At 32.2% G+C, this 21,969-nt stretch carries 19 protein-coding genes and 1 tRNA gene; all 20 read left to right on the top strand.

What is annotated here, in order from left to right; genetic code table 11:
• The first annotated feature begins 15 nt into the window (after nucleotides 1–15).
• Nucleotides 16–92, top strand: a tRNA-Arg gene (locus AC0N0V_RS21415).
• A gap of 230 nt (nucleotides 93–322) precedes the next feature.
• Nucleotides 323–1,270 (top strand): flavodoxin domain-containing protein, encoded by a 948-nt coding sequence (locus tag AC0N0V_RS21410; RefSeq protein WP_474460926.1) that lies wholly within the window; start codon nucleotides 323–325, stop codon nucleotides 1,268–1,270.
• A 470-nt stretch (nucleotides 1,271–1,740) separates the two neighbouring features.
• Nucleotides 1,741–2,955 carry a threonine ammonia-lyase gene (gene ilvA, locus AC0N0V_RS21405; RefSeq protein WP_474460925.1) on the top strand — a complete coding sequence of 405 codons (1,215 nt, stop codon included), beginning with the start codon at nucleotides 1,741–1,743 and terminating at the stop codon, nucleotides 2,953–2,955.
• A 207-nt stretch (nucleotides 2,956–3,162) separates the two neighbouring features.
• Entirely contained in the window at nucleotides 3,163–4,422 is a 1,260-nt protein-coding gene (locus tag AC0N0V_RS21400) for a double-cubane-cluster-containing anaerobic reductase (protein WP_474460924.1), read from the top strand.
• A gap of 274 nt (nucleotides 4,423–4,696) precedes the next feature.
• Nucleotides 4,697–4,954, top strand: coding sequence for a putative Se/S carrier protein (locus AC0N0V_RS21395; RefSeq protein WP_474460923.1), 258 nt, complete (start codon nucleotides 4,697–4,699; stop codon nucleotides 4,952–4,954).
• 13 nt (nucleotides 4,955–4,967) lie between these two features.
• The gene (locus AC0N0V_RS21390) at nucleotides 4,968–5,726 is read left to right on the top strand and encodes an acyl-CoA dehydratase activase (RefSeq protein WP_474460922.1); all 759 of its coding nucleotides are present in this window, start codon (nucleotides 4,968–4,970) and stop codon (nucleotides 5,724–5,726) included.
• 218 nt (nucleotides 5,727–5,944) lie between these two features.
• On the top strand, nucleotides 5,945–6,865 hold the full coding sequence (gene pyrB, locus AC0N0V_RS21385) for an aspartate carbamoyltransferase (RefSeq protein ID WP_474460921.1): 921 nt from the start codon (nucleotides 5,945–5,947) through the stop codon (nucleotides 6,863–6,865).
• A 24-nt stretch (nucleotides 6,866–6,889) separates the two neighbouring features.
• Complete coding sequence (locus AC0N0V_RS21380; protein WP_474460920.1) at nucleotides 6,890–7,333, top strand: aspartate carbamoyltransferase regulatory subunit; 444 nt, start codon at nucleotides 6,890–6,892, stop codon at nucleotides 7,331–7,333.
• 54 nt (nucleotides 7,334–7,387) lie between these two features.
• Nucleotides 7,388–8,566, top strand: a complete 1,179-nt coding sequence (locus tag AC0N0V_RS21375) for a dihydroorotase (protein WP_474460919.1) — start codon at nucleotides 7,388–7,390, stop codon at nucleotides 8,564–8,566.
• Between the two features lie 24 nt (nucleotides 8,567–8,590).
• Nucleotides 8,591–9,460, top strand: a complete 870-nt coding sequence (gene pyrF, locus AC0N0V_RS21370; RefSeq protein WP_474464607.1) for an orotidine-5'-phosphate decarboxylase — start codon at nucleotides 8,591–8,593, stop codon at nucleotides 9,458–9,460.
• A 223-nt stretch (nucleotides 9,461–9,683) separates the two neighbouring features.
• Nucleotides 9,684–10,421 carry a dihydroorotate dehydrogenase electron transfer subunit gene (locus AC0N0V_RS21365; protein WP_474464606.1) on the top strand — a complete coding sequence of 246 codons (738 nt, stop codon included), beginning with the start codon at nucleotides 9,684–9,686 and terminating at the stop codon, nucleotides 10,419–10,421.
• A gap of 75 nt (nucleotides 10,422–10,496) precedes the next feature.
• On the top strand, nucleotides 10,497–11,393 hold the full coding sequence (locus AC0N0V_RS21360; RefSeq protein ID WP_474460917.1) for a dihydroorotate dehydrogenase: 897 nt from the start codon (nucleotides 10,497–10,499) through the stop codon (nucleotides 11,391–11,393).
• Nucleotides 11,394–11,443: 50 nt separating this feature from the next.
• Complete coding sequence (gene pyrE / locus AC0N0V_RS21355; protein ID WP_474460916.1) at nucleotides 11,444–12,025, top strand: orotate phosphoribosyltransferase; 582 nt, start codon at nucleotides 11,444–11,446, stop codon at nucleotides 12,023–12,025.
• Between the two features lie 356 nt (nucleotides 12,026–12,381).
• A complete protein-coding gene (locus tag AC0N0V_RS21350; protein WP_474460915.1) occupies nucleotides 12,382–13,182 on the top strand; it encodes a hypothetical protein in 801 nt (266 codons plus the stop codon).
• Nucleotides 13,183–13,214: 32 nt separating this feature from the next.
• Nucleotides 13,215–14,003 (top strand): sugar phosphate isomerase/epimerase family protein, encoded by a 789-nt coding sequence (locus AC0N0V_RS21345; RefSeq protein WP_474460914.1) that lies wholly within the window; start codon nucleotides 13,215–13,217, stop codon nucleotides 14,001–14,003.
• Between the two features lie 187 nt (nucleotides 14,004–14,190).
• Nucleotides 14,191–15,483 carry a trigger factor gene (tig, locus tag AC0N0V_RS21340; protein WP_474460913.1) on the top strand — a complete coding sequence of 431 codons (1,293 nt, stop codon included), beginning with the start codon at nucleotides 14,191–14,193 and terminating at the stop codon, nucleotides 15,481–15,483.
• Nucleotides 15,484–15,633: 150 nt separating this feature from the next.
• Complete coding sequence (clpP, locus tag AC0N0V_RS21335; protein WP_474460911.1) at nucleotides 15,634–16,218, top strand: ATP-dependent Clp endopeptidase proteolytic subunit ClpP; 585 nt, start codon at nucleotides 15,634–15,636, stop codon at nucleotides 16,216–16,218.
• A 20-nt stretch (nucleotides 16,219–16,238) separates the two neighbouring features.
• Nucleotides 16,239–17,528: an ATP-dependent Clp protease ATP-binding subunit ClpX gene (gene clpX / locus AC0N0V_RS21330; RefSeq protein WP_474460910.1), complete on the top strand. Its 1,290-nt coding sequence runs from the start codon at nucleotides 16,239–16,241 to the stop codon at nucleotides 17,526–17,528.
• A 247-nt stretch (nucleotides 17,529–17,775) separates the two neighbouring features.
• Nucleotides 17,776–19,449: an ATP-dependent protease LonB gene (gene lonB, locus AC0N0V_RS21325; RefSeq protein ID WP_474460909.1), complete on the top strand. Its 1,674-nt coding sequence runs from the start codon at nucleotides 17,776–17,778 to the stop codon at nucleotides 19,447–19,449.
• A 155-nt stretch (nucleotides 19,450–19,604) separates the two neighbouring features.
• Nucleotides 19,605–21,926, top strand: a complete 2,322-nt coding sequence (gene lon, locus AC0N0V_RS21320; protein WP_474460906.1) for an endopeptidase La — start codon at nucleotides 19,605–19,607, stop codon at nucleotides 21,924–21,926.
• Nucleotides 21,927–21,969 lie beyond the last annotated feature (43 nt).

The following is a 21,969-nucleotide window of genomic DNA, read 5'->3' as shown; positions in this document are numbered from 1 at the left end:
ACTGGTATCCTATGAGCGCCCATAGCTCAGTTGGATAGAGTGATGGACTTCGAATCCAGAGGTCGCAGGTTCGAATCCTGCTGGGCGTGCCAGTATTAGAATTAATAGAAGCATTATATAAATTAAAATGATATATATGACATTGTAGTTATAAACTGCAATGTCTTTTTTTATTATAAAGAATTTAGCTTCTTTGTATTCTTGTTTCCAAATAAGAATGAGAGATTTTATATTAATTTAAATAAATATATTATATAAACATTTATTCAACATAGCGTTTATATAATATATAAAGTAATATTGTTTGGGTGGAGGATATAAAATGCAAAGGACGCTTATACTTTATGAAAGTAGGTATGGGTCGACAGAGAATATAGTGAAAAATATGGCATTGATATTAGGTCCAGCAAGATGCTGCAAGATAGATGATTTTAAAGATGCTTATAAAGATTTTGAGTGTTTTGTTATAGGTTCACCTATATATGAAGAAAAGGTCAACGATAAAATTTTGCAGTTTTTAATAGATAACTCCGGTTGGTTAAAAAACAAACTTGTTGCAGTATTTTGTAACTGCCTTTCTATAAATAGGGGAGAAGATTATATAAAACAAATGACCAATATATTAGGAAATAATTCTATCTGCTCCAAGGTATTAGGTGGAAAACTTGAATTAGATACATTAACAAAACAAGACTATTCCGTAATAGAACGTTTTTACCAAAAGAATAACATTCCACTAATTAATATAGATATGGGGAATATACGAGAGGTTATAGATTTTTCATTAGAAGTGAAAAGAATAAAGGAGAACTTTATTAGGACTATTCCTACAAGGTTACTATTTAAGACTATAGAGGAGTTTTTGTACTGCCATAATACATGTACTCTGTGTACTTCAGCAGCCGGAGAAGTAAGAGGTACACCAATTGAATATAATTATGAAAGGGGATATATATATATTATTACGGAGGGTGGAGAGAAATTTGCAAACATACTTCTAAATAATAAGGTTTCTATATCAATATATGATAAATATGAAAATATGATGAAACTTGCAGGAATGCAAATAAAAGGAGTTGCGTCTATTGTTGATTATAATAGCAGCGAATATGCTGATATCTTGAATATTAGTGGTATTAGCAATGATCAATTGAATTTTTTTCCTGCTATGATAAATGTGATAAAGGTAAGGATTAACAAAGTGGAGTTTTTATATTCAAAGTTTAAAAATATGGGGTATGAGCCTAGACAAATATATATATTTAAATAGTGAATAGTGTATATTGTAGAATCATGGAAGTAATGTTCCATGATTTTTCTATTATGAAATAATAATTGCATAATAATGATAATAAAACTTAATATTTATATAGAATCCTTGAAAAAAGCGGCGAATTTAAGATAAATATAAATTGTACAAATTATATAAATGTGTTAAAATAATATCGAAAGTTAGTTAGCTAATTTAAATAAAATATCATAAAATTTCCTATAGATATTTTATCGGTTAAAAACCTAATCAATTTGTACATAATTTATCATATATTGGTATTTGATGTATACTTGTAAACGTTTATTGAATAGGTTTATTGTAAAATATTGTAGGTTTGATCAAGTTTTGGTTACCTTGTTTATGAATTAAGAACTTTGAAGGGTTTAATTCATAACATATTGAGTTTTGAAAGTAATTATCTTTTTCAGATAATGCATATATTATTAGTGAATTAGGGGGAACTGGTTATGGAATTAAATTTAGAAAGAATCAAAAAAGCACAAGAGAATATTAAAGGTGTAGCAAGAAAAACTCCGTTATTTTATACAAGCACTTTTTCAAAACAATGCGGTTGTAACTTATATTTAAAGTGTGAAAATAAGCAAAAAACTGGATCTTTTAAATTAAGAGGAGCTTATAATAAAGTTGTTAGTTTAACAGAAGAAGAGAAACAAAGAGGAGTTATAGCTTCTTCAGCGGGAAATCATGCTCAAGGAGTTGCTTATGCAGCAACATCATTTGGTGTTAAGGCAACAATTGTTATGCCTGCAACTGCTCCACAAGCTAAGGTTAACGCTACTAGAGGTTACGGTGCTGAAGTTATTCAAGCTGGACAAGTATACGATGAGTGTTATGCTAAAGCTGTAGAAGTACAAAAAGAAACAGGAGCAACATTCCTACATCCATTTAATGACGTAGATGTAATGGCAGGACAAGGAACAATCGGTCTTGAAATACTAGAAGAATTACCAGATGCTGATGTAATTGTACTTCCAATCGGTGGTGGTGGACTAATAGCTGGTATTGCAACAGCTGCTAAGACTATAAAACCTTCAATAAGAATAATCGGAGTTCAACCAGAAATAGTAGCTCCAATTATACCTTCATTAGAAAAAGGTGAAGTTGTGACTTTACCGGGTGCTAAGTCTCTTGCAGATGGTATTTCTGTTAGCACACCAGGAGATCAGTGCTTCAAGTATATACAAAAATATGTAGATGAAGTTGTTACTGTTAGTGAAGATGATATAGCGTTTGGTATGTTCTCACTAATGGAAAGAAATAAGTTAGTAACTGAAGGCGCAGGAGCTACACCAACAGCTGCTCTATTAGCTGGTAAAATAAGTGGAATCGAAGGTAAAAACGTAGTAGCATTAGTTAGTGGTGGAAATGTAGATATAGCTACAGCTGCTAAAATAATAGAAAGAGAATTAGTTCTTTTAAAGAGAAGAATAAGACTTACTGTTGAACTTCAAGATAAAGCAGGAACATTAGGTGCTTTAATATCAGAAGTTGGTTCAATGGGTGGAAACGTTGTTACAGTAAGACAAAATAATAACTGGAATGAAAAAGGACTTGACTTTGCAGATGTATGTTTAGAAGTTACAGCTCAATCTCAAGAACATGGTGAGCAAATAGTTAAAAGCTTAAGAGATAAAGGTTATGTATTAGAGGTACATATATAATATTTAAATAGGTTTCTCATAAAAATTAAATAAATTATATTAATAAGATTTTTGGATAAATGCCAGTACTTTTGTACTGGCATTTATCTTTATGCATAACTATTTGTTTAAGTAATAGATGTATATTGTACCATAATAGATCCGAATAACGTTTTAAACCATTGTTATGTTAAAATTATACTGTATGAAAAAAATGGAGGGATAACAATGGGAGATTATAGAAAGCTATGGACAGACTTAGGAATGGATTTAGAAAAGCATGATAAGTTGTGCGCTGTGTTGCCAGAACTTTATGGTGCAACATATTTAAATCAAGAAGATAGACCAGAAGGTATGAATTACTTCAACTTTGTTATATCAGAAGTACATGGACTTAGAATACAAGAATTAGATGAACATAAGCAAAATGGGGGAAAAGTTGTAGGTACATTTTGTGTTTTTGTACCAGATGAAGTAATACTTGCATCAAAAGCCATTGGAGTAGGCCTTTGCGCTGGTTCACAATTTTGGATTGAAGATGGAGAAAAGGTTCTTCCAAGAAATATGTGTCCTCTTATAAAAGCTTTTATGGGTGCTAAGGTAGGAGGGACATGCCCTTATTTCCAATCTTGTGATATGGTAATTGGAGAGACTACCTGCGATGGAAAGAAAAAAGCTTGGGAATTATTAGATGAATATGTTCCTGTGCATGTCATGGATTTACCTCAAATGAAGAGGGAAAAAGATTATAAAGCATGGGGAGAAGAAATTAAAGATGTTATAGCTAAGATGGAGGAACTTACAGGTAATAAGATTACTGTAGGAAGCCTTAAAGATGCGATTAAGCTTGCTAATGCTAAGAGAAAAGCTCTAAAAAGATTATATAACTTTAGAAAGCACAAGCCATCACCAATAAGCGGATTAGATGCCCTTTTAATATCACAAATTGCATTTTATGATGATCCACATAGATTTGTAGAAAAATTAAATGAGCTTTGTGATGAACTTGATGAAAAAGTAAAAAACATTAAAGATAGTAATAAAAAAAGAATTCTAATAACAGGAACACCGATGGCAGTACCTAACTGGAAGCTTCATTCAATAATTGAGAGCTTAAACGCAGAGGTAGTTGTTGAGGAAACATGTACAGGAACAAGATATTTTGAGAATGAGGTATCTGAAGAAGGCGAAACTATAGATGAATTAATTAAAAATCTTGCAGATAGATACCTAAATATAAACTGTGCTTGCTTTACGCCAAATCATGGAAGAATAGATGATATTATCAGATACTCAAAAGAGTACGGTGTTGACGGAGTAATAGATTGCAACCTATCTTTCTGTCATACTTATGCTGTTGAACATGGTTCAGTGGAAAAGAGCTTAAAAGAAAATAATATACCTATTATTCATATAGAAACAGATTACTCTACTGAAGATTCAGGACAAATCAAGACAAGAGTAGAAGCGTTTTTAGAAATGATTTAGAATTTTAGGAATCCAATTTAGAAACTAGTCTTACCTCCGGAGATATTACTGATTCTTCTGCGCCATAAATATTTTTTAATTCGTCTAAAGCCGACTACAGGAAAAAGCTAAGACTAATAAAAGTATTTAAATGTGCTTTATAATTGGTAGTATCTTCTTTTATGTAAAGTAATTTTTAAGATTGGAGTCCTACAAAGGCTGCAATTATTAAGTTATACTTGGCGTGCAGCCTAATTTTCAGGGTGTTTATAAAAAGTGAAACAAGGGTGATAACATGGAACAAATAAGACATTACATACTTTTTCCATCTCATACAGAGGGGATAAAGTTAGAATCATTGCTGAAGGATGAGAAAATAAAGTATACAATTGTGCCTACTCCGAGAGAGCTTTCGGTATGCTGTGGAATATCCATAATGTATAACAAAGAGGATGAAGAGAGAATAGAGGGCATAATTAATAATCACAATGTGAATAGTTTAGGATTCCATTCTGTGAATAAAAAAGTGTTAAATCCTTATTTAGATTATTAGAGGTGAAATGACAATGTTTTATGTAGGAATTGATATAGGTTCAACTGCATCGAAAGTTTGTATTTTTAAAGAGGAAGAGATTATAAATACATTTGTTCTTCCTACTGGATGGAGTAGTGTTAAGACTGCGGGAGAGATAAAAGAAAGGCTGAGTGAATTAGGAATAAATAAGGATAATTCTAGAATAGTTGCTACGGGGTATGGCAGAGTATCTGTTCCTTATGCGGATAAAACCCTAACAGAGATAACTTGTCATGGAAAAGGAGCATATTATCTTTTGGGCAAGGAATGTACAGTAATAGATATAGGCGGACAAGATACTAAGGTAATAACTGTGCAAGGTGGAAATGTGACAAACTTTACAATGAATGATAAATGTGCCGCAGGAACAGGTCGATTTTTAGAACTAATGGCAAATACTTTAGGTTTTGATATTGTAGAGTTATGTGAAAAAGCACAAGAAGGGACTGCGGTTAGTATAAGTTCTATGTGTACTGTGTTTGCTGAATCAGAAGTAATAAGCTTAATTGGAAATGGTAAGAAAAGAGAAGATATAGCTTATGGTGTAGTAGATTCAATCGTAAGTAAAGTTAAAAGTTTATGTCAAAAGCACTCAGATAACTTTGTTTATTTTCTAACTGGTGGTTTGAGTGAAAACAAATATATAGTTAAAAAGTTATCAGAAAAGCTAGGTGAATCAGTAGAAACTAATAGGTTAGGCAGGTATGCAGGAGCTATAGGAGCAGCATTGATGTCAAAAACAGTAAAATAGTCGTTGACTTTACTGCAGCTTTATGATATTATTAAAACAACAAAATTGAATAAGTTTTATATCGAAACCTTTAAACTAGTCCTGTGAGACTAGGAAGGCTGTGAATGTGAGTTCTATTTGTTATGCAGTGTATTAGTATATTCATGCCTTCCCTAAAGGGAAGGCTTTTTTTATACCTTTAAATTTAGCACTGAGATGCTAAGAAGGAGGAATGTATAATGCTAGAAGGAAGGCATTTAATAGAACCTATGGATTTCTCCATAGAAGAACTTGATGAAATATTCGAGTTATCAAATCAAATTATTATGAATCCAGGAGAGTTTTCACATATTTGTGAGAACAAGATACTGGCTACACTATTTTATGAACCTAGTACTAGGACAAGACTTAGTTTTGAGTCTGCAATGTTAAGACTTGGTGGAAAAGTTATAGGCTTTTCAGAACCTAATTCAAGTTCAGTTACTAAAGGGGAAAGTGTGGCAGATACTATAAGAACAGTGGCTTGTTATGCTGATATTATAGCAATGAGACATCCGAAAGAAGGTGCACCAAGAGTTGCAGCAATGCATTCGGAAAAGCCGATAATAAATGCTGGCGATGGAAGTCATCAACATCCAACGCAAACGCTTGCGGATCTTCTAACCATAAAGTCCTTGAAAGGCACCCTAGAAAACCTAGTCATAGGATGTTGTGGAGATTTAAAATTCGGAAGAACTGTTCATTCTTTAATAAAATCTATGACAAGATATAAAAATAATAGGTTCATACTAATATCTCCGAACGAATTAAGAATTCCTGAGTATATAAGTAAAGAGTTAAAGGCTGAAAATGTCGAATTTAGGCAGGTAGAAAGATTAGAGGATATTATTGGGGAATTAGATGTACTTTACATGACAAGAGTTCAAAGGGAAAGATTTTTTAATGAAGATGACTATGTAAGACTTAAGGATATTTATGTATTAGATAAACATAAGATGGAAAAAGCATCAAAAAATATGATAGTTCTTCACCCTCTCCCAAGGGTAAATGAGATATCTTACGATTTAGATACAGATCCAAGAGCATGTTACTTTAAGCAAGTACAATATGGTATGTATGTAAGAATGGCACTAATAGCTAAACTTTTGGGGGCTAAATAGTAGATATTGAAGGGGGAAGAAACTATGTTAACAATAAATAGTATAAAAAATGGAATTGTAATTGATCATATAAAAGCTGGACATGGGCTAAAGATATTCAATTACCTAGGGTTAGATAAAGTGAATTACTCAGTAGCACTAATAATGAATGCTGAGAGTCCAAAGCTCGGTAGAAAAGATATAATAAAAATAGAAAATGAATTGGAGTTAGATTTCACTGTATTAGGATTTATTGACCCTAACATAACAATAGATATTATAGAAAATGGAGCTATAAGGGAAAAAATCAACCTGAGGCTGCCAGAAAAAGTAGAAAATGTAATAGAGTGTAAAAATCCAAGATGTATCACTTCAATAGAGAGAAATATACCGCATGTATTTAATCTTATAGAGGAAGAAAGTAGAGAATATAAGTGTAAGTATTGTGATGAGTTATATAAGGCTTTAGATATATCTGATGAACCCTAAACTAAGAATATATATTTATTTAGAATTTACAGCTTAAGTGAAAGGGTGATGGATATGGAGTTACTAATAAAAAAAGCAAGAATAATCGATTGGTCACAAGACTTTATTGGAGACATCTATATATGTAATGGTGTAATTTATGAAATAGGAAAAAGTTTAAACAAAGACTGTAAAACTATAACAGCAAAAGGATTGACAGTTATGCCTTCATTTATAGATTTACATGCACATTTTAGAGAACCAGGATTTACTTATAAGGAAGATGTTCAAAGTGGAAGTTGTGCTGCTGTAAGAGGCGGATACACTATGGTAAATCTTATGGCAAATACAAATCCGGTATGTAGCAGCATGGAAACAGTAAACTATGTATTAGATAGAGGAAAAGAAGTGGGCCTTATAGACATACATCAGGTTGTATCTATTACTAACAACTTTGATGGAAATAGTATAAGTCACTTAGATAAATTAGATTCAAAGGTGACAATGATATCTGAAGATGGAAAAGATGTAACTGACAGCAAGGTTATGATTAATGCTATGTTAAAGGCAAAAGAAAAAGGAATTACAGTAATGTGTCATTGTGAAGAGCATTCGCTATCAGATACTGACACAAGATTAGCAGAAAACATTATGACATGGAGAAATATTACTTTGGCTCAATTTACTGGGTGTCAGGCTCATATGGCACATGTTAGTACTAAAGAGTCAATGGAATATGTGATAAAAGCTAAGAAAGAAGGCGAAAGTATAACCTGTGAAGTAGCACCGCATCACTTATCACTTATAGATAATGATTATGCTGTTAACCCACCTATTAGAACAAAAGAAGATGTGGATTTTATAATTAATGCTATTAAAGATGGTTGGGTTGATGCTATAGGTACAGACCACGCACCACATACTCTTGAAGATAAAAAGAATAAAGCGCCGGGAATATCGGGTATAGAAACCTCTTTCTCAATCTGTTATACAAAATTAGTTAAGGATGGATATATAAGCTTAAATAAGCTTTCTGAAATAATGTCCAAGAATCCTGCGCAAATTATGAGAGTTAAAAAAGGAGAAATAAAAATAGGATATGATGGTGATTTAGTACTTTTAGATACAGATAAGCAGTATGAAATATCTTCAGAAAGTTTCAAATCTAAGGGGAAGAATACCCCGTTTGATGGAATGAAGGTTTATGGAATGGTTTTGAAGACAATAAAAGGTGGAAGAATTGTATTTGAATAAGTAGTAACGAGTGAGGTGCTTAAGTTGATAATAGATAGATTATATGAAAGTGTTCAAAAAAATGGACATGTATGTATTGGATTAGATACTGCAGTTGAATATTTGCCAAAGGCAATATTAGATAAGTATAATTCAGTTGAAGATGCCATTTTTCAATACAATAAAACAATAATAGATTCTACAATAGATATTGTTTCTTGTTATAAAGTACAAATAGCATATTATGAAGCTTTAGGACTTAAAGGCCTTAATGCTTATAAGAGAACTCTTAAGTATATAAGGGATTTGAAACATATAGTTATTGCAGATATAAAAAGAGGAGACATATCTAAGACTGCTGAAATGTATGCAAAAGCGCATTTTGAAGGTGACTTTGAAAGTGATTTTGTTACTTTAAGTCCTTATATGGGATTAGATGGGATAGATCCATACTTAACCTATGTTAAGAATAATGAAAAAGGAATATTCATACTAATAAGAACTTCGAATAAAGGTGCGAAAGACATACAATATATAGGTACAGAAAATAAGGAGAAGGTTTACGAGGTAGTGGGTAAAAAAATATGTCAACTAGGTGAAAAGTATCTAGGAAGTTATGGTTACAGTTCTTTAGGTGGCGTCGTTGGATGTACTCATGTTGATGAAGGAAAAAAACTTAGAAATAGTTTAGATAAGACGTTCTTCTTAATACCTGGCTATGGTGCACAGGGAGGAACAGCTAAAGATGTTGCGATGTATTTAAAGGATGGTAATGGTGGAGTAGTTAACTCATCCAGAGGTATTCTCCTAGCATACAAAGGAAAAGAAGAGGCTGAAAAACGATACGGAGATTACGCAAGAGAAGAAGCTCTAAGAATGAAAGAAGAAATACTTAGAGAAGTAAAAGTATTGTAGATTTCACCTCTATATTATAGATAAAGACATGAATTTAGATATAGATCTGTGGTTGAAATAGAAACTTATCCGATGACTACCCGCTCTAATACTCCACGCACTCTGTGAAAGTGGGGTAAAGAGCGGCTACGTCCCTGGATAACGATTTCTAAGTGTCAAAGACACTAAGAACTCTGTTTATAAAAATACCTATTATAAGGATGGATTAATACTTATGAACAATATGAGGCCAAGTTACAGAACTGAAATAGTTTATGAAAATATCCAAATAGCTGATGGGCTATTTATGTTAAATATAAAAGGTAAATTTATTGGAAATCCAGGACAGTTTTATATGCTGAAATCTTTAAATAGAGAGCTTATTTTACCAAGACCTATAAGTATACATTACTTAGATGATGAGAGGATAAGTTTTTTATATCAGATAAGCGGAGAAGGTACTAAGGCTTTAAGCAAGTTAAAATACGGAGATGAACTTAGTATTATGGGACCATTAGGAAATGGCTTTGATACAGAGAGTATAAATGGGAAAGTTGCAATAGTGGCAGGAGGAATTGGGATAGCGCCAATGCTATACACTGTAAAGAACTTAAAACATTGTGATATTACTGTTTATACTGGCTTTAGAGATAAAACATATACTTTAGATAAATTTAAAGAGTTTGTTAAGGATATAAAGATATCAACAGAAAGTGGAGTTGAAGGTCATAAAGGGTATGTAACAGATTTGTTTAATCCTGCGCTTTATGATGTGGTGCTATGTTGCGGACCGGAAATTATGATGAATAAAGTAATTAAGATGTGTAATGATAAAAAAATACCTTTATATGTTTCCATGGAAAAGCATATGGCTTGTGGGGTTGGTGCATGTCTTGTTTGTACTTGCAAAACAAAGTATGGTAATAAACGAACCTGCAAAAACGGACCAGTATTTTTGGGGGAAGATATAATATTAGGTTAATATATAAAATTTATATGTTAGATATTAAAGACAAAGACAAGGTGATAGTTATCACATACAAGGAGGATACAATCAATGCTTGAAGTTAATATATGTGGAGTTAAGTTTAAAAATCCGATTATTGCTGCATCGGGAACATTTGGTTTTGGTGAGGAGTATGGTGATTTTTATGATGTATCTAAACTTGGAGGGATAAGTTCAAAAGGTCTTACGTTGAACCCAAAGGAAGGGAACGACGGTATAAGAGTTCATGAAACTAAGAGTGGCATGTTAAACAGTGTTGGCCTCCAAAATCCTGGAGTAGATTGCTTTATAAATAATGAACTTCCTAAAATGAAGAAGCTTAATACAGTGGTTATAGCTAACTTAGGTGGAGGAACTATTGAAGAATATATAAAAGCTGTTGAAAAGTTAGATAAATCGGAAATTGACATGCTAGAACTTAATATATCCTGTCCTAATGTAAAATCAGGAGGAGTAGCATTTGGTATAAAGTCAGAAGTAGCTTATGAGGTAGTTAAAGAAGTAAGAATGGTATGCAATAAGCCATTGATAGTAAAGCTTTCACCCAATGCAGAAGATATTGTTGATATGGCATACAAATGCTGTGAGGCAGGAGCCAACGCTTTGTCTCTCGTAAATACTTTTAAAGGTATGGCAATAGATATAAAAAGAAGACAGCCTGTATTTAACAATGTAGTAGCTGGATTGTCTGGTCCTGCTATAAAACCTATGGCCCTCAGAATGGTATATGAAGTATCGAGGACAGTTGATATTCCAGTGATAGGATTAGGTGGAATATGCTCCTTTGAGGATGCTATAGAATTTATAATGGCAGGTGCTTATGCGGTTCAGATAGGTACAGCAAACTTTATTAAACCAGATATTTGTTTAAATATTATAGATGGAATAGAAAGGTACATGAAACAAGAAGGTATTAAAGATTTAAGTGAAATTAGAGGAATTATATAGATTAATTAAGGAGAACATCTCCAATTAAAAAAGCTATGGAGGTAAATGATATGGAAAATACAGATGATTTTATTATAGATATCTTAAAAGAAACAGGTGCATTATTAGAGGGACACTTTCTATTGTCCTCAGGAAGACATAGTGATAAATACTGCCAATGTGCAAAACTTCTACAGTACCCTAATCAAGCAGAAAGGGTTTTAAAGATAGTAGCACAAAAGCTTAATGATATAGATTTCGATATAATAGTTGGTCCAGCTATGGGTGGGATATTGGTTTCCTATGAATTAGCAAGACAAACTGGAAAGCCGGGCATATTTGCCGAAAGACAAGATGGAAACATGACAATTAGAAGAGGTTTTGAATTAAAAAAAGGACAGAAGGTTATAATATCTGAAGATGTTGTAACCACAGGAAAATCTTCTCTTGAGGTTGCTAAAGTTATAGAGGCTCAAGGTGGAGAAGTGGTTGGAGTATGTTGTTTGGTTGATAGGAGAGGGGCTGAAGTTAACTTTCCCTACCCTGTGTATAGTGCTGTTAAGCTTTCTATACAAAGCTATGAAAAAGAAGATTGCCCTCTTTGTAAAATTGGACAGCCTTATATTAAACCAGGCAGCAGAAACATTAAGTAGTGTTAGCTACAAATTTTTAAATAGATTTATAGCTGAGTATTTTTCCCGAAATACTTATTTGATTTTTATCTTTATATTTATCTTGGCTCAAGTCTACGGACTTGAGTTTTTTTTATAAATACAAATTTATAAAATATGAAAATTAATATCTAGAAGCCTTGTATTTATTATATAAATGTAAATTGATAATAATTTTATCTTTTCTAAAAAATATTACTATTTTTTATGCTTTTGAGTTATAATAAATAATGAATTAATGGAAATAAGTTATTTATTAAAGGATTTATTGATATAAAGGAACTATATAGAACTATTTTAATACGTATATTTAAGTACTTGTATAGGAGGAGTAAGCGTTGGTAAAGCCAAGTATATTTAGCAGAGATTATGAAAAGCAAATGAGAAAAAGGAGAAATAGGATTATTTTCGGAGTTTGCATATCACTTATTATAATCATGTTTGTGGCAATTTCCATGAAAGGAACGTTTAAGAATTTAAGTAAGGATATGGATAAATTAAAGAGTAATATTGCGGCAGACAAGGAGAATGTTAAAAGTACTGAAGTAAAGAGTCCGAGTATGGAAAGTTCTAAAAAGGTAGAAGATAGTCAACAAAAAAAGGAGCAGAATAAACAAGGGTATGACATTCAGCTAAGCAATGGGGAAACTGTAACTGCAGTATATGAAGTTAAAAATAATGACAAAGTATTTAAAGAAGTAATTCCTATGGAGAAAAAGATAGTATATAATGTTAGCCCTTCAGGTAAGAGTATAGTTATATACGACGATAAAGTACAAAGCATAATCCTATTAGATATAAGTGGAAACAAACAAGATATGACTAACCCTCAGTATACATCAACAAGCGGTACTGTTATAACCAAGAATGATCAGTTATCAGCAGACTCTAAATATATTTGGTGTTCGTCCCCGAAATTTATAAATGAAGATAATATTGCATACATAAGTCAATTACCTTGGATTGGAAAAACTACCAAGTATATTTGGATTGAAAATTTAAAAGAAAAAACTCATACCTTTGTACAGGGGATAGAGGGAGAAGAATTGAAGTTAGATAATTTAACTGATAGAGGACTTACTATAAATGTAGATGGAAGAACTGTTTTTCTAACTGCTGATGGCAGCATCAGCGAATAGGGTATTTTACTATTTTGATTTAGGAGGATTTAATGAAAATAGGTTTATCATCAGCTAGTTTTTATCCAAATGTTAAAACCGAAGAGAGTATAGCTTTAATGAAAAATTTAGGGTTTGAAAGCGGAGAGATATTTTTAAACAGTCCTAGTGAATATGAAGAAGATTTTATAAAAGTGCTTTTAGAAGAAAAAAATAAGCACAACTTTCATATTCATTCTGTGCATGGTTTCTCTTCCTCTTTTGAACCTTTTCTTTTTGATAGTTATGAAAGAAGAAGAGATGATATGTATGTGTACTTCAAAAGAATTTGTAAGGCTGCAAAAATGTTAGGGGCAGATTGCTACACTTTTCATGGAATGAGATACCAAGCTTTAAACGCTATATCTAAGAAATTCGTGACTGATGTATATAATAGATTAACATATACTGCAGAAGAAGAAGGGATAAAGCTTGCCCAGGAAAATGTTTCATGGTGTATGTCTGCAGAAATTAATTTTCTAAGTATGCTAAAGGAAAATTGTCAGTATCCTATTTATTTTACATTAGATATAAAACAAGCATATAAGGCAGGAATAGACCCAGAGATATATATAGATTGTATGGGTGGAAGTATAGTCAATTTTCATATAAATGATAGAGATAAAGATAATATTTGTTTATTACCAGGAAAAGGTGATGTAGATTATAAAAAAATATCTTGTAAATTAAAGGAAATAGGTTATAATAAAGTTGGAATTATTGAAGTTTATAGAGATAATTATTTAGATTATAATGAATTAATAGCTTCAAAGAATTTTTTGCATAGTTGCATTGAGAAATGAAAAAGTAATTGTAAAAGTTATATTTTCTGGTATATAATTATTAATACAGAAATTTTAATCTATATTGATAAAAATTTTAGTGTATTGTAAAAATTATATAAGATTAAGTAACATATGTTAATAGCTTAAAATATATGTTATAATAATATGGTTAACATAAGCACGGTTGATTAGGAGGAATAGAATAATGAACGCAAAAATGGAAAAAATAGAAACTAATGTAGTGAAGTTAGAAATAACAGTTGAGGCAGAGAAATTTACAGAGGCTATGAAAAAGGCATTTGCTAAGAATGCAAAGCAATTTAACATACCAGGCTTCAGAAAAGGCAAGGCTCCAATGAATATAATAAAGAAGCATTATGGAGAAGGCGTATTTTATGAAGATGCTATAAATTTCTGTTGTGATGATACATATCCAGAGGCTCTAAAGGAATATAACATAAAGCCAGTTGATTATCCTGCAATTGATATAGTTCAAGTAGGAAATGGTAAGGAATTCATATATACAGCAACAGTTACTGTTGTTCCAGAAGTACAACTTGGAGAGTACAAAGGATTAGAAGTAAAAAAACCTGTATATGAAGTTAAAAATGAAGAAATTGAAAATGAACTAAAGTCAATGCAAGAGAAAAATGCAAGAGTTGAAAGTAAAGAAGATGGAGCTATAGAAAAAGGAAATATCGCTGTAATAGACTTCAAAGGATTTGTAGGCGATGTTGCTTTTGAAGGTGGAGAAGGAAAAGATTATCAATTAGAAATTGGATCAGGTACTTTCATAGGTAACTTTGAAGATCAATTGATAGGTTTAAACAAAGATGATGAAAAGGATGTTGTTGTAACATTCCCGGAAGAATATGGTAGAGAAGATTTAAATGGTAAGGAAGCTCTTTTCAAAGTTACTGTTAAAGACATAAAGAAAAAAGAGTTACCAGCATTAGATGATGAATTTGCAAAAGAAGTTTCAGAATTTGATACTATAGAAGAATTAAAAGCAGACATAAGAAAGAAAATGGAAGAAGCAAATGAGTTGAGAGCAAAAAGAGAATATGAAGAAGCAGTTCTCGATATAGTTTGTGGAAATGCAAAAATGGAAATTCCATCAGTAATGATTGATAAAGAAATAGACACTATGCTTAAAGACTTAGAAATGAGACTACAATACCAAGGCTTAGATCTTCAAACATACTATCAGTACACAAATAATACTGAAGAAAAAGTTAGAGAATATATGAGAGAAACAGCTGAGAAGAGAGTAAAAACAGATTTAGTAGTTGAAGAAATAGCAAAAGTAGAAAATATAGAAGCTACAGAAGAAGAAATTTTAGCTAGAGCTACAGAAATGGCAAAGCAATATGGAACTAAAGATCTTGAGAACACTGCTAAACTAATTGCTCAATCTCAAAATAATTACTTAAAATTAGATGTGGTAAATGAAAAAGTAATTAAAATGTTAGTGGATAACAGCAAAGCAACAGCATAGAATATATAAAGAGGTTAATTGCCAGAAGCTATTCTGGCAATTAATTTTAAAATTAGAGAATATTGGGGTTTCATCCTTATATAGGTTGATATAAAAAATTCTTAAATGGGTAAAATCACTTATGTGATTATAAAAAAGGAGGAGAGATTTATGAGTTTAGTACCAGTAGTCGTTGAACAAACTAACAGAGGGGAAAGATCCTATGATATCTATTCTAGACTTTTAAAAGATAGAATAGTAATGTTAGGTGAAGAGGTTAACGATGTTACTGCTAGTCTTGTAGTGGCTCAATTATTGTTCCTAGAGGCAGAGGATCCTGATAAAGATATATATCTATACATAAATAGCCCAGGAGGATCAATAACAGCCGGAATGGCGATTTATGATACAATGCAGTATATTAAACCAGATGTATCAACTATATGTATAGGAATGGCTGCTTCTATGGGGGCATTCTTACTTGCTGCAGGTGCAAAAGGAAAGAGACTTGCACTTCCGAATGCAGAAATAATGATACATCAACCACTTGGTGGATTTAAAGGTCAGGCAACTGATATAGGAATCCATGCAGAAAGAATACTAAAAATAAAGAAAAACTTAAATACTATATTAAGTGAGAGAACAGGTCAACCATTAGATAGGATTGAGAAAGATACAGATAGAGATAACTTTATGTCAGCAGAGGAAGCTAAAAACTATGGTTTAATTGATGAAGTTGTCATAAAAAAGAAATAACCCTTTAGAGAGGTGTAGAGATGGCCAAAATAGATGAAAAAAAACAACTAAAATGTTCATTCTGCGGCAAAACTCAAGATCAAGTTAGGAGATTGATAGCAGGGCCAGGAGTATATATTTGTGATGAATGTATAGAACTTTGCTCTGAAATAATAACTGATGAATTTGAAGAAGATGTTCAAGTAGATATGAGTTCACTTCCAAAACCTATGGATATAAAGGGTTATCTTGATCAATATGTAATTGGGCAAGATGATGCGAAAAAATCCTTAGCAGTAGCAGTTTATAATCATTATAAGAGAATAAATTCAAATGCTAATAGTGATGATGTAGAACTACAGAAAAGTAATATTCTTTTATTAGGACCTACAGGGTCTGGAAAGACTCTTCTAGCTCAAACCTTAGCTAAGTTCTTAAATGTTCCGTTTGCTATTGCCGACGCAACAACTTTAACTGAAGCTGGTTATGTTGGAGAAGATGTTGAGAATATACTTTTAAAGCTTATTCAAAATGCTGACTATGATATTGAAAGAGCTGAAAGAGGAATAGTTTATATTGATGAAATAGATAAAATAGCCAGAAAGTCAGAAAATCCTTCTATAACAAGAGATGTGTCTGGAGAAGGGGTTCAGCAAGCATTGTTAAAAATACTTGAGGGTACTGTTGCCTCAGTTCCACCACAAGGTGGAAGGAAACATCCGCATCAAGAGTTTATACAAATAAATACAACTAATATTTTATTTATTTGCGGTGGTGCTTTTGATGGTATAGATAGAATAATTGAAAATAGAACAAGAATAAGTACACTGGGATTCGGCGCCGAAATACAATCGAAAAAAGAGAAAGATGTTGGGGTACTTCTAAAAGACATAATGCCAGGAGATCTTCTAAAATTTGGACTTATTCCTGAGTTTGTTGGAAGACTTCCTATAGTTGTAACTCTTGAGGCGCTAGATAGAAAAGCACTTATAAGTATATTAAAGGAACCTAAAAATGCTCTCGTAAAACAATACAAAAAACTTTTTGAAATTGATAATGTTGAATTGGAATTTACTGATGAAGCGTTGGAAGGTATTGCTGATGAGGCGTTGAAGAGAAACACAGGTGCAAGAGGTCTTAGAGCAATTATAGAAGATGCTATGAAGAATATCATGTTTGATATCCCTTCTAGAGAAGAAATAGCGAAGGTAATTGTAAATAAAGACACTATTACTACTAAGGAACCAGAACTTATTAAAGCTGAAGGTGAAAAGAGAACACCGTTAAAGGTTAAAAAGTCTAGGACTAGAAAAGGTTCAGAATCAGCATAAAGTAAAAAGGGTACTGCTATTATAGCAGTACCCTTTTTTGCTTTATGCTAATTAATATAAAATTTTATAAGAATATTTTAAAGTGTTAAGAGTTAATCCTTGGTTCTCAACTTTTGATTTTTTAGTATAATTTTCTTATTTTCTGTATGGATGTTAATAATTAGAATATCATCAATAAAAGATGTACATAATAATACAGTAATAAAATATACGTGTTACAGGGAACTTTGGAGGGAGGTTTTAGAATATGATGTATACTTGGATGATTATTCAATTTGTTGTAACTGTTTTTATGGGGTTATATTTTTTTAATGCATTGAAAGGTCAGCAATCAAGAAGAATAGTAATAGATAAAGAAAATAGAAAAGAAATGGAGAAGCTTAAAAAGCTAAGAGAGATAAAATTAACGGAACCTCTTACAGAAAAGAGTAGACCAGCGGCCTTTGATGAAATAATAGGTCAAGAGAAAGGAATAAAAGCCCTTCAGGCCGCTTTATGTGGACCTAATCCTCAGCATGTAATAATATATGGACCACCTGGAATTGGTAAAACGGCAGCCGCTAGACTAGTATTAGAATATGCTAAGAAAAGAGAGCATTCACCTTTTAATGATAACTCAAAGTTTATAGAAATTGATGCTACTACAATAAGGTTTGATGATAGAGGAATAGCAGATCCACTTATCGGTTCAGTACATGACCCTATATATCAGGGTGCAGGTCAACTAGGAGTTGCAGGAATACCACAGCCTAAAGCAGGGGCTGTTACTAAGGCCCATGGTGGTGTACTATTTATTGATGAAATAGGGGAGCTTCATCCTATTGAAATGAATAAACTATTAAAGGTACTGGAAGATAGAAAGGTTTTTTTAGATAGTTCTTACTACAATTCATCTGATGATAATATGCCTACATACATAAAAGATATTTTCGATAATGGTCTTCCTGCTGATTTTAGGTTAGTAGGAGCAACAACAAGGAATCCAGAAGAAATTACTCCTGCTTTAAGATCAAGATGTGTAGAGATATTTTTTAGAACCCTTCTTCCAGAAGAAATCCAGATAATAGCTAGAAATGCAGTAGAAAAAATAGAATTTACAATAGGTGAAAAGGCATGTGAATTAGTTGGAAGATATTCACAAAATGGGAGGGACGTGGTAAACCTAATTCAACTTGCGGCTGGGATAGCATTAAATGAGGAGAGAAGTGAAATAACTGTAAGTGATGTGGAGTGGGTAATTGAAAATGGGCAATATTCTCCAAGGCCAGAAAAAATGATTAACGAAAAACCAACAGTTGGATATGTTAATGGTTTAGCTGTTTATGGAGCAAATATGGGAGCAGTAATGGAAGTTGAGGCTACAGCTAAAAAGGTTACATTAAGGAAAGGGAATATAAGAATAACAGGAATAATAGATGAAGAAGAAATTAGCAATCAAAATAGGAAAATGATAAGAAAAAGTACGGCAAGGTGTTCTGTGGAAAATGTAATAACTGTAATCGAAAAGTTATTTAATTTAAACTGCGATGATTATGATATACATATAAACTTTTCTGGAGGTGCTCCAGTAGATGGACCTTCTGCTGGAATAAGTATAGCTACAGCAGTCTACAGTGCCATAAAAAATATTCCTGTTAACAATGAAGTTGCAATGACTGGTGAGCTATCAATACATGGAGAAGTTAAACCAATAGGTGGTGTAAATGCAAAAGTTCAAGCTGCAAAAAAAGCTGGAGCTAAAACTGTAATAATACCAAGTGAAAATTGGCAAGATAGTTTTTCAAGATTAGAAGGAGTAGAGGTTATACAAGTTAAAAATATAAAGGAAGTATTGGAAATTGCCATAATAAATGAAAATAGTTCAACTCTACAGATAGATAGCAATATTGATGTTTTAGCAGCAGAATCTTTAGAAATATAGATCTTAGTAGAGGTTATCTCCTGTCTGATGAAAGGCAGGAGATAACTATATTAGAAGAAACGTTGAAAAAAAGCTATTTTATGGTTATAATATATTAGTCAAACTATATACTTATTTATTTAACAAATTTAATTTATCAAAGTGAGGGGAGAAATATGGATAAAAATGAAAAAGTTCTTCCTCTAATTCCTTTAAGAGGTATTACTATATTTCCATACATGGTTTTGCATTTTGACGTCGGTAGAGAGAAATCAATACTTGCACTTGAAGAAGCAATGCTTGTGGATCAAAAGGTGTTTTTAGTTGCGCAGAAGGAAGCGAAAATTGAAGAACCTACTGAAGATGATATTTTTACTATAGGAACAGTTTGTAATATAAGACAAATACTTAAACTTCCTGGAGATACCGTACGGGTATTAGTTGAAGGTGAAACTAGAGGAATTCTGAAAGAATATATTGAACAAGAGCCTTTTTTTAAGGCAAAGGTTGAAATTCTAGAAGACAAGGAGTGTGCTGAAGATAAAAAATGTGAAGCACTTATTCGTTCTGTTAGAAAGAGTTTTGATGAGTATGTGAATTTAGTATCCAATATACCAATGGAAGCTATATTAATGTTGGAAGAGTTAGAGGAACCAGGAAGACTTTCCGATACTATAAGTTCCCACTTAATGCTAAAACAACAGAGTAAGCAGGAATTATTAGAATGTTACAATATAGAAGAAAGACTTCAAAAATTGCTTGGTATATTAAGAAATGAAGTAGATATTTTAAAACTGGAAAGAAAAATAGGACTAAAGGTAAAGGGTAAAATTGATAAAGTTCAGAAAGAATATTATTTAAGAGAACAACTTAAGGCTATACAGGAAGAGCTTGGAGAGGAAGACGAAGATAAAAAGGAAATAAATAAATATAAAACTCGAATTAACAAGGCGAAACTTCCAAAGGCTGTTAAAGAAAAAGCTTTGTATGAGTTAGACAGACTAAAAAACAGTGGAACTTATTCCGCTGAAGGTGGAACAATAAGGACTTATTTAGATTGGATTCTTGATTTACCTTGGAATACTGAAACTAAAGACAACCTAGATATAAAAGCGGCTAGACAAGTGTTAGAAAATGAACATTACGGCCTTGAGGATGTAAAAGATAGGATAATTGAGTATCTGGCAGTTAAAAAAATGAGTAATTCATTAAGAGGTCCTATACTTTGCTTAGTTGGACCTCCAGGAGTAGGTAAAACATCTATAGCTAAATCTATTGCAAATGCATTAAATAGAAACTTCGTAAGAATGTCATTAGGTGGAGTTCGAGATGAGGCGGAGATAAGAGGCCATAGAAAGACTTATGTAGGAGCCATACCGGGAAGAGTAATTTATGGAATGAAGCAAGCAAAATCAAAGAATCCTTTATTTCTATTAGATGAAATAGACAAGATGAGTAATGATTTTAGAGGGGATCCAGCAGATGCGCTTTTAGAGGTGCTTGACGCAGAACAAAATAGTACATTTAGAGATCATTATCTTGAGTTAGATTTTAATTTATCTAATGTAATGTTTATTACAACTGCAAATAGCTTGGAAACTATACCTAGACCTTTACTTGATAGAATGGAAGTTATAGATGTTTCGGGGTATACAGGTGAAGAAAAATTCCATATTTGTAAAAATCACTTAGTACCAAAGAAACTGAAAGAACATGAAATTGATGAAAATAAAGTTAAGTTCTCTGATTCATCCATACAATACATAATTGATCACTATACAAGGGAATCAGGAGTTAGAAATTTAGAAAGAAAATGTTCTGCAGTAATAAGAAAATCTATAGCTGAACTTTTGGAAAAAGATAAGGATAGTATAATTCTTACTACTAATAAAGTTAAAAGTTATCTCGGTCCAGAGGTGTACACTTATGATAAAGCAGATGCTGAGGATAAAATAGGTGTTGTAATGGGAATGGCATGGACAGGATATGGAGGAGATACTTTGCCTGTAGAAGTAACTGTTATGCCTGGTACAGGAAGACTAGAATTAACTGGTCAGCTTGGTGATGTAATGAAGGAGTCAGCAAAAGCTGGATATAGTTATGTAAGGGCCAATGCAAAAAAATACGGTGCCGAAGAAGAGTTCTATAAAAATAAAGATGTACATATACATGTTCCAGAGGGAGCTGTGCCTAAAGATGGACCATCTGCCGGAGTAACTATGATTACAGCAATGGTATCTGCATTAAGTGGTAGAAAGGTTAAACATAATGTAGCTATGACTGGAGAAATAACATTGACAGGTAGAGTATTAGCCATTGGAGGGCTTAAGGAAAAGAGCCTTGCTGCTTTTAGAGCTGGGATTGATACAATAATAATACCTAAAGATAATGAAAAAGATTTATTTAAATTACCTAAGACTGTTAAGAGTAAACTAAAGTATATTGCAGCAGATAATATTGATATAGTATTAGATAATGCATTAGTTAAAACCGAGTAGGACTACTAATTTAAATAATATGATAGTAAAGTAAAAACTTTTA

The organism is Clostridium sp. CS1-1, from assembly GCF_056135525.1.
The sequence above is the reverse complement of the archived record's forward strand: the minus strand, read 5'-3'. Positions and strand labels throughout refer to the sequence as shown.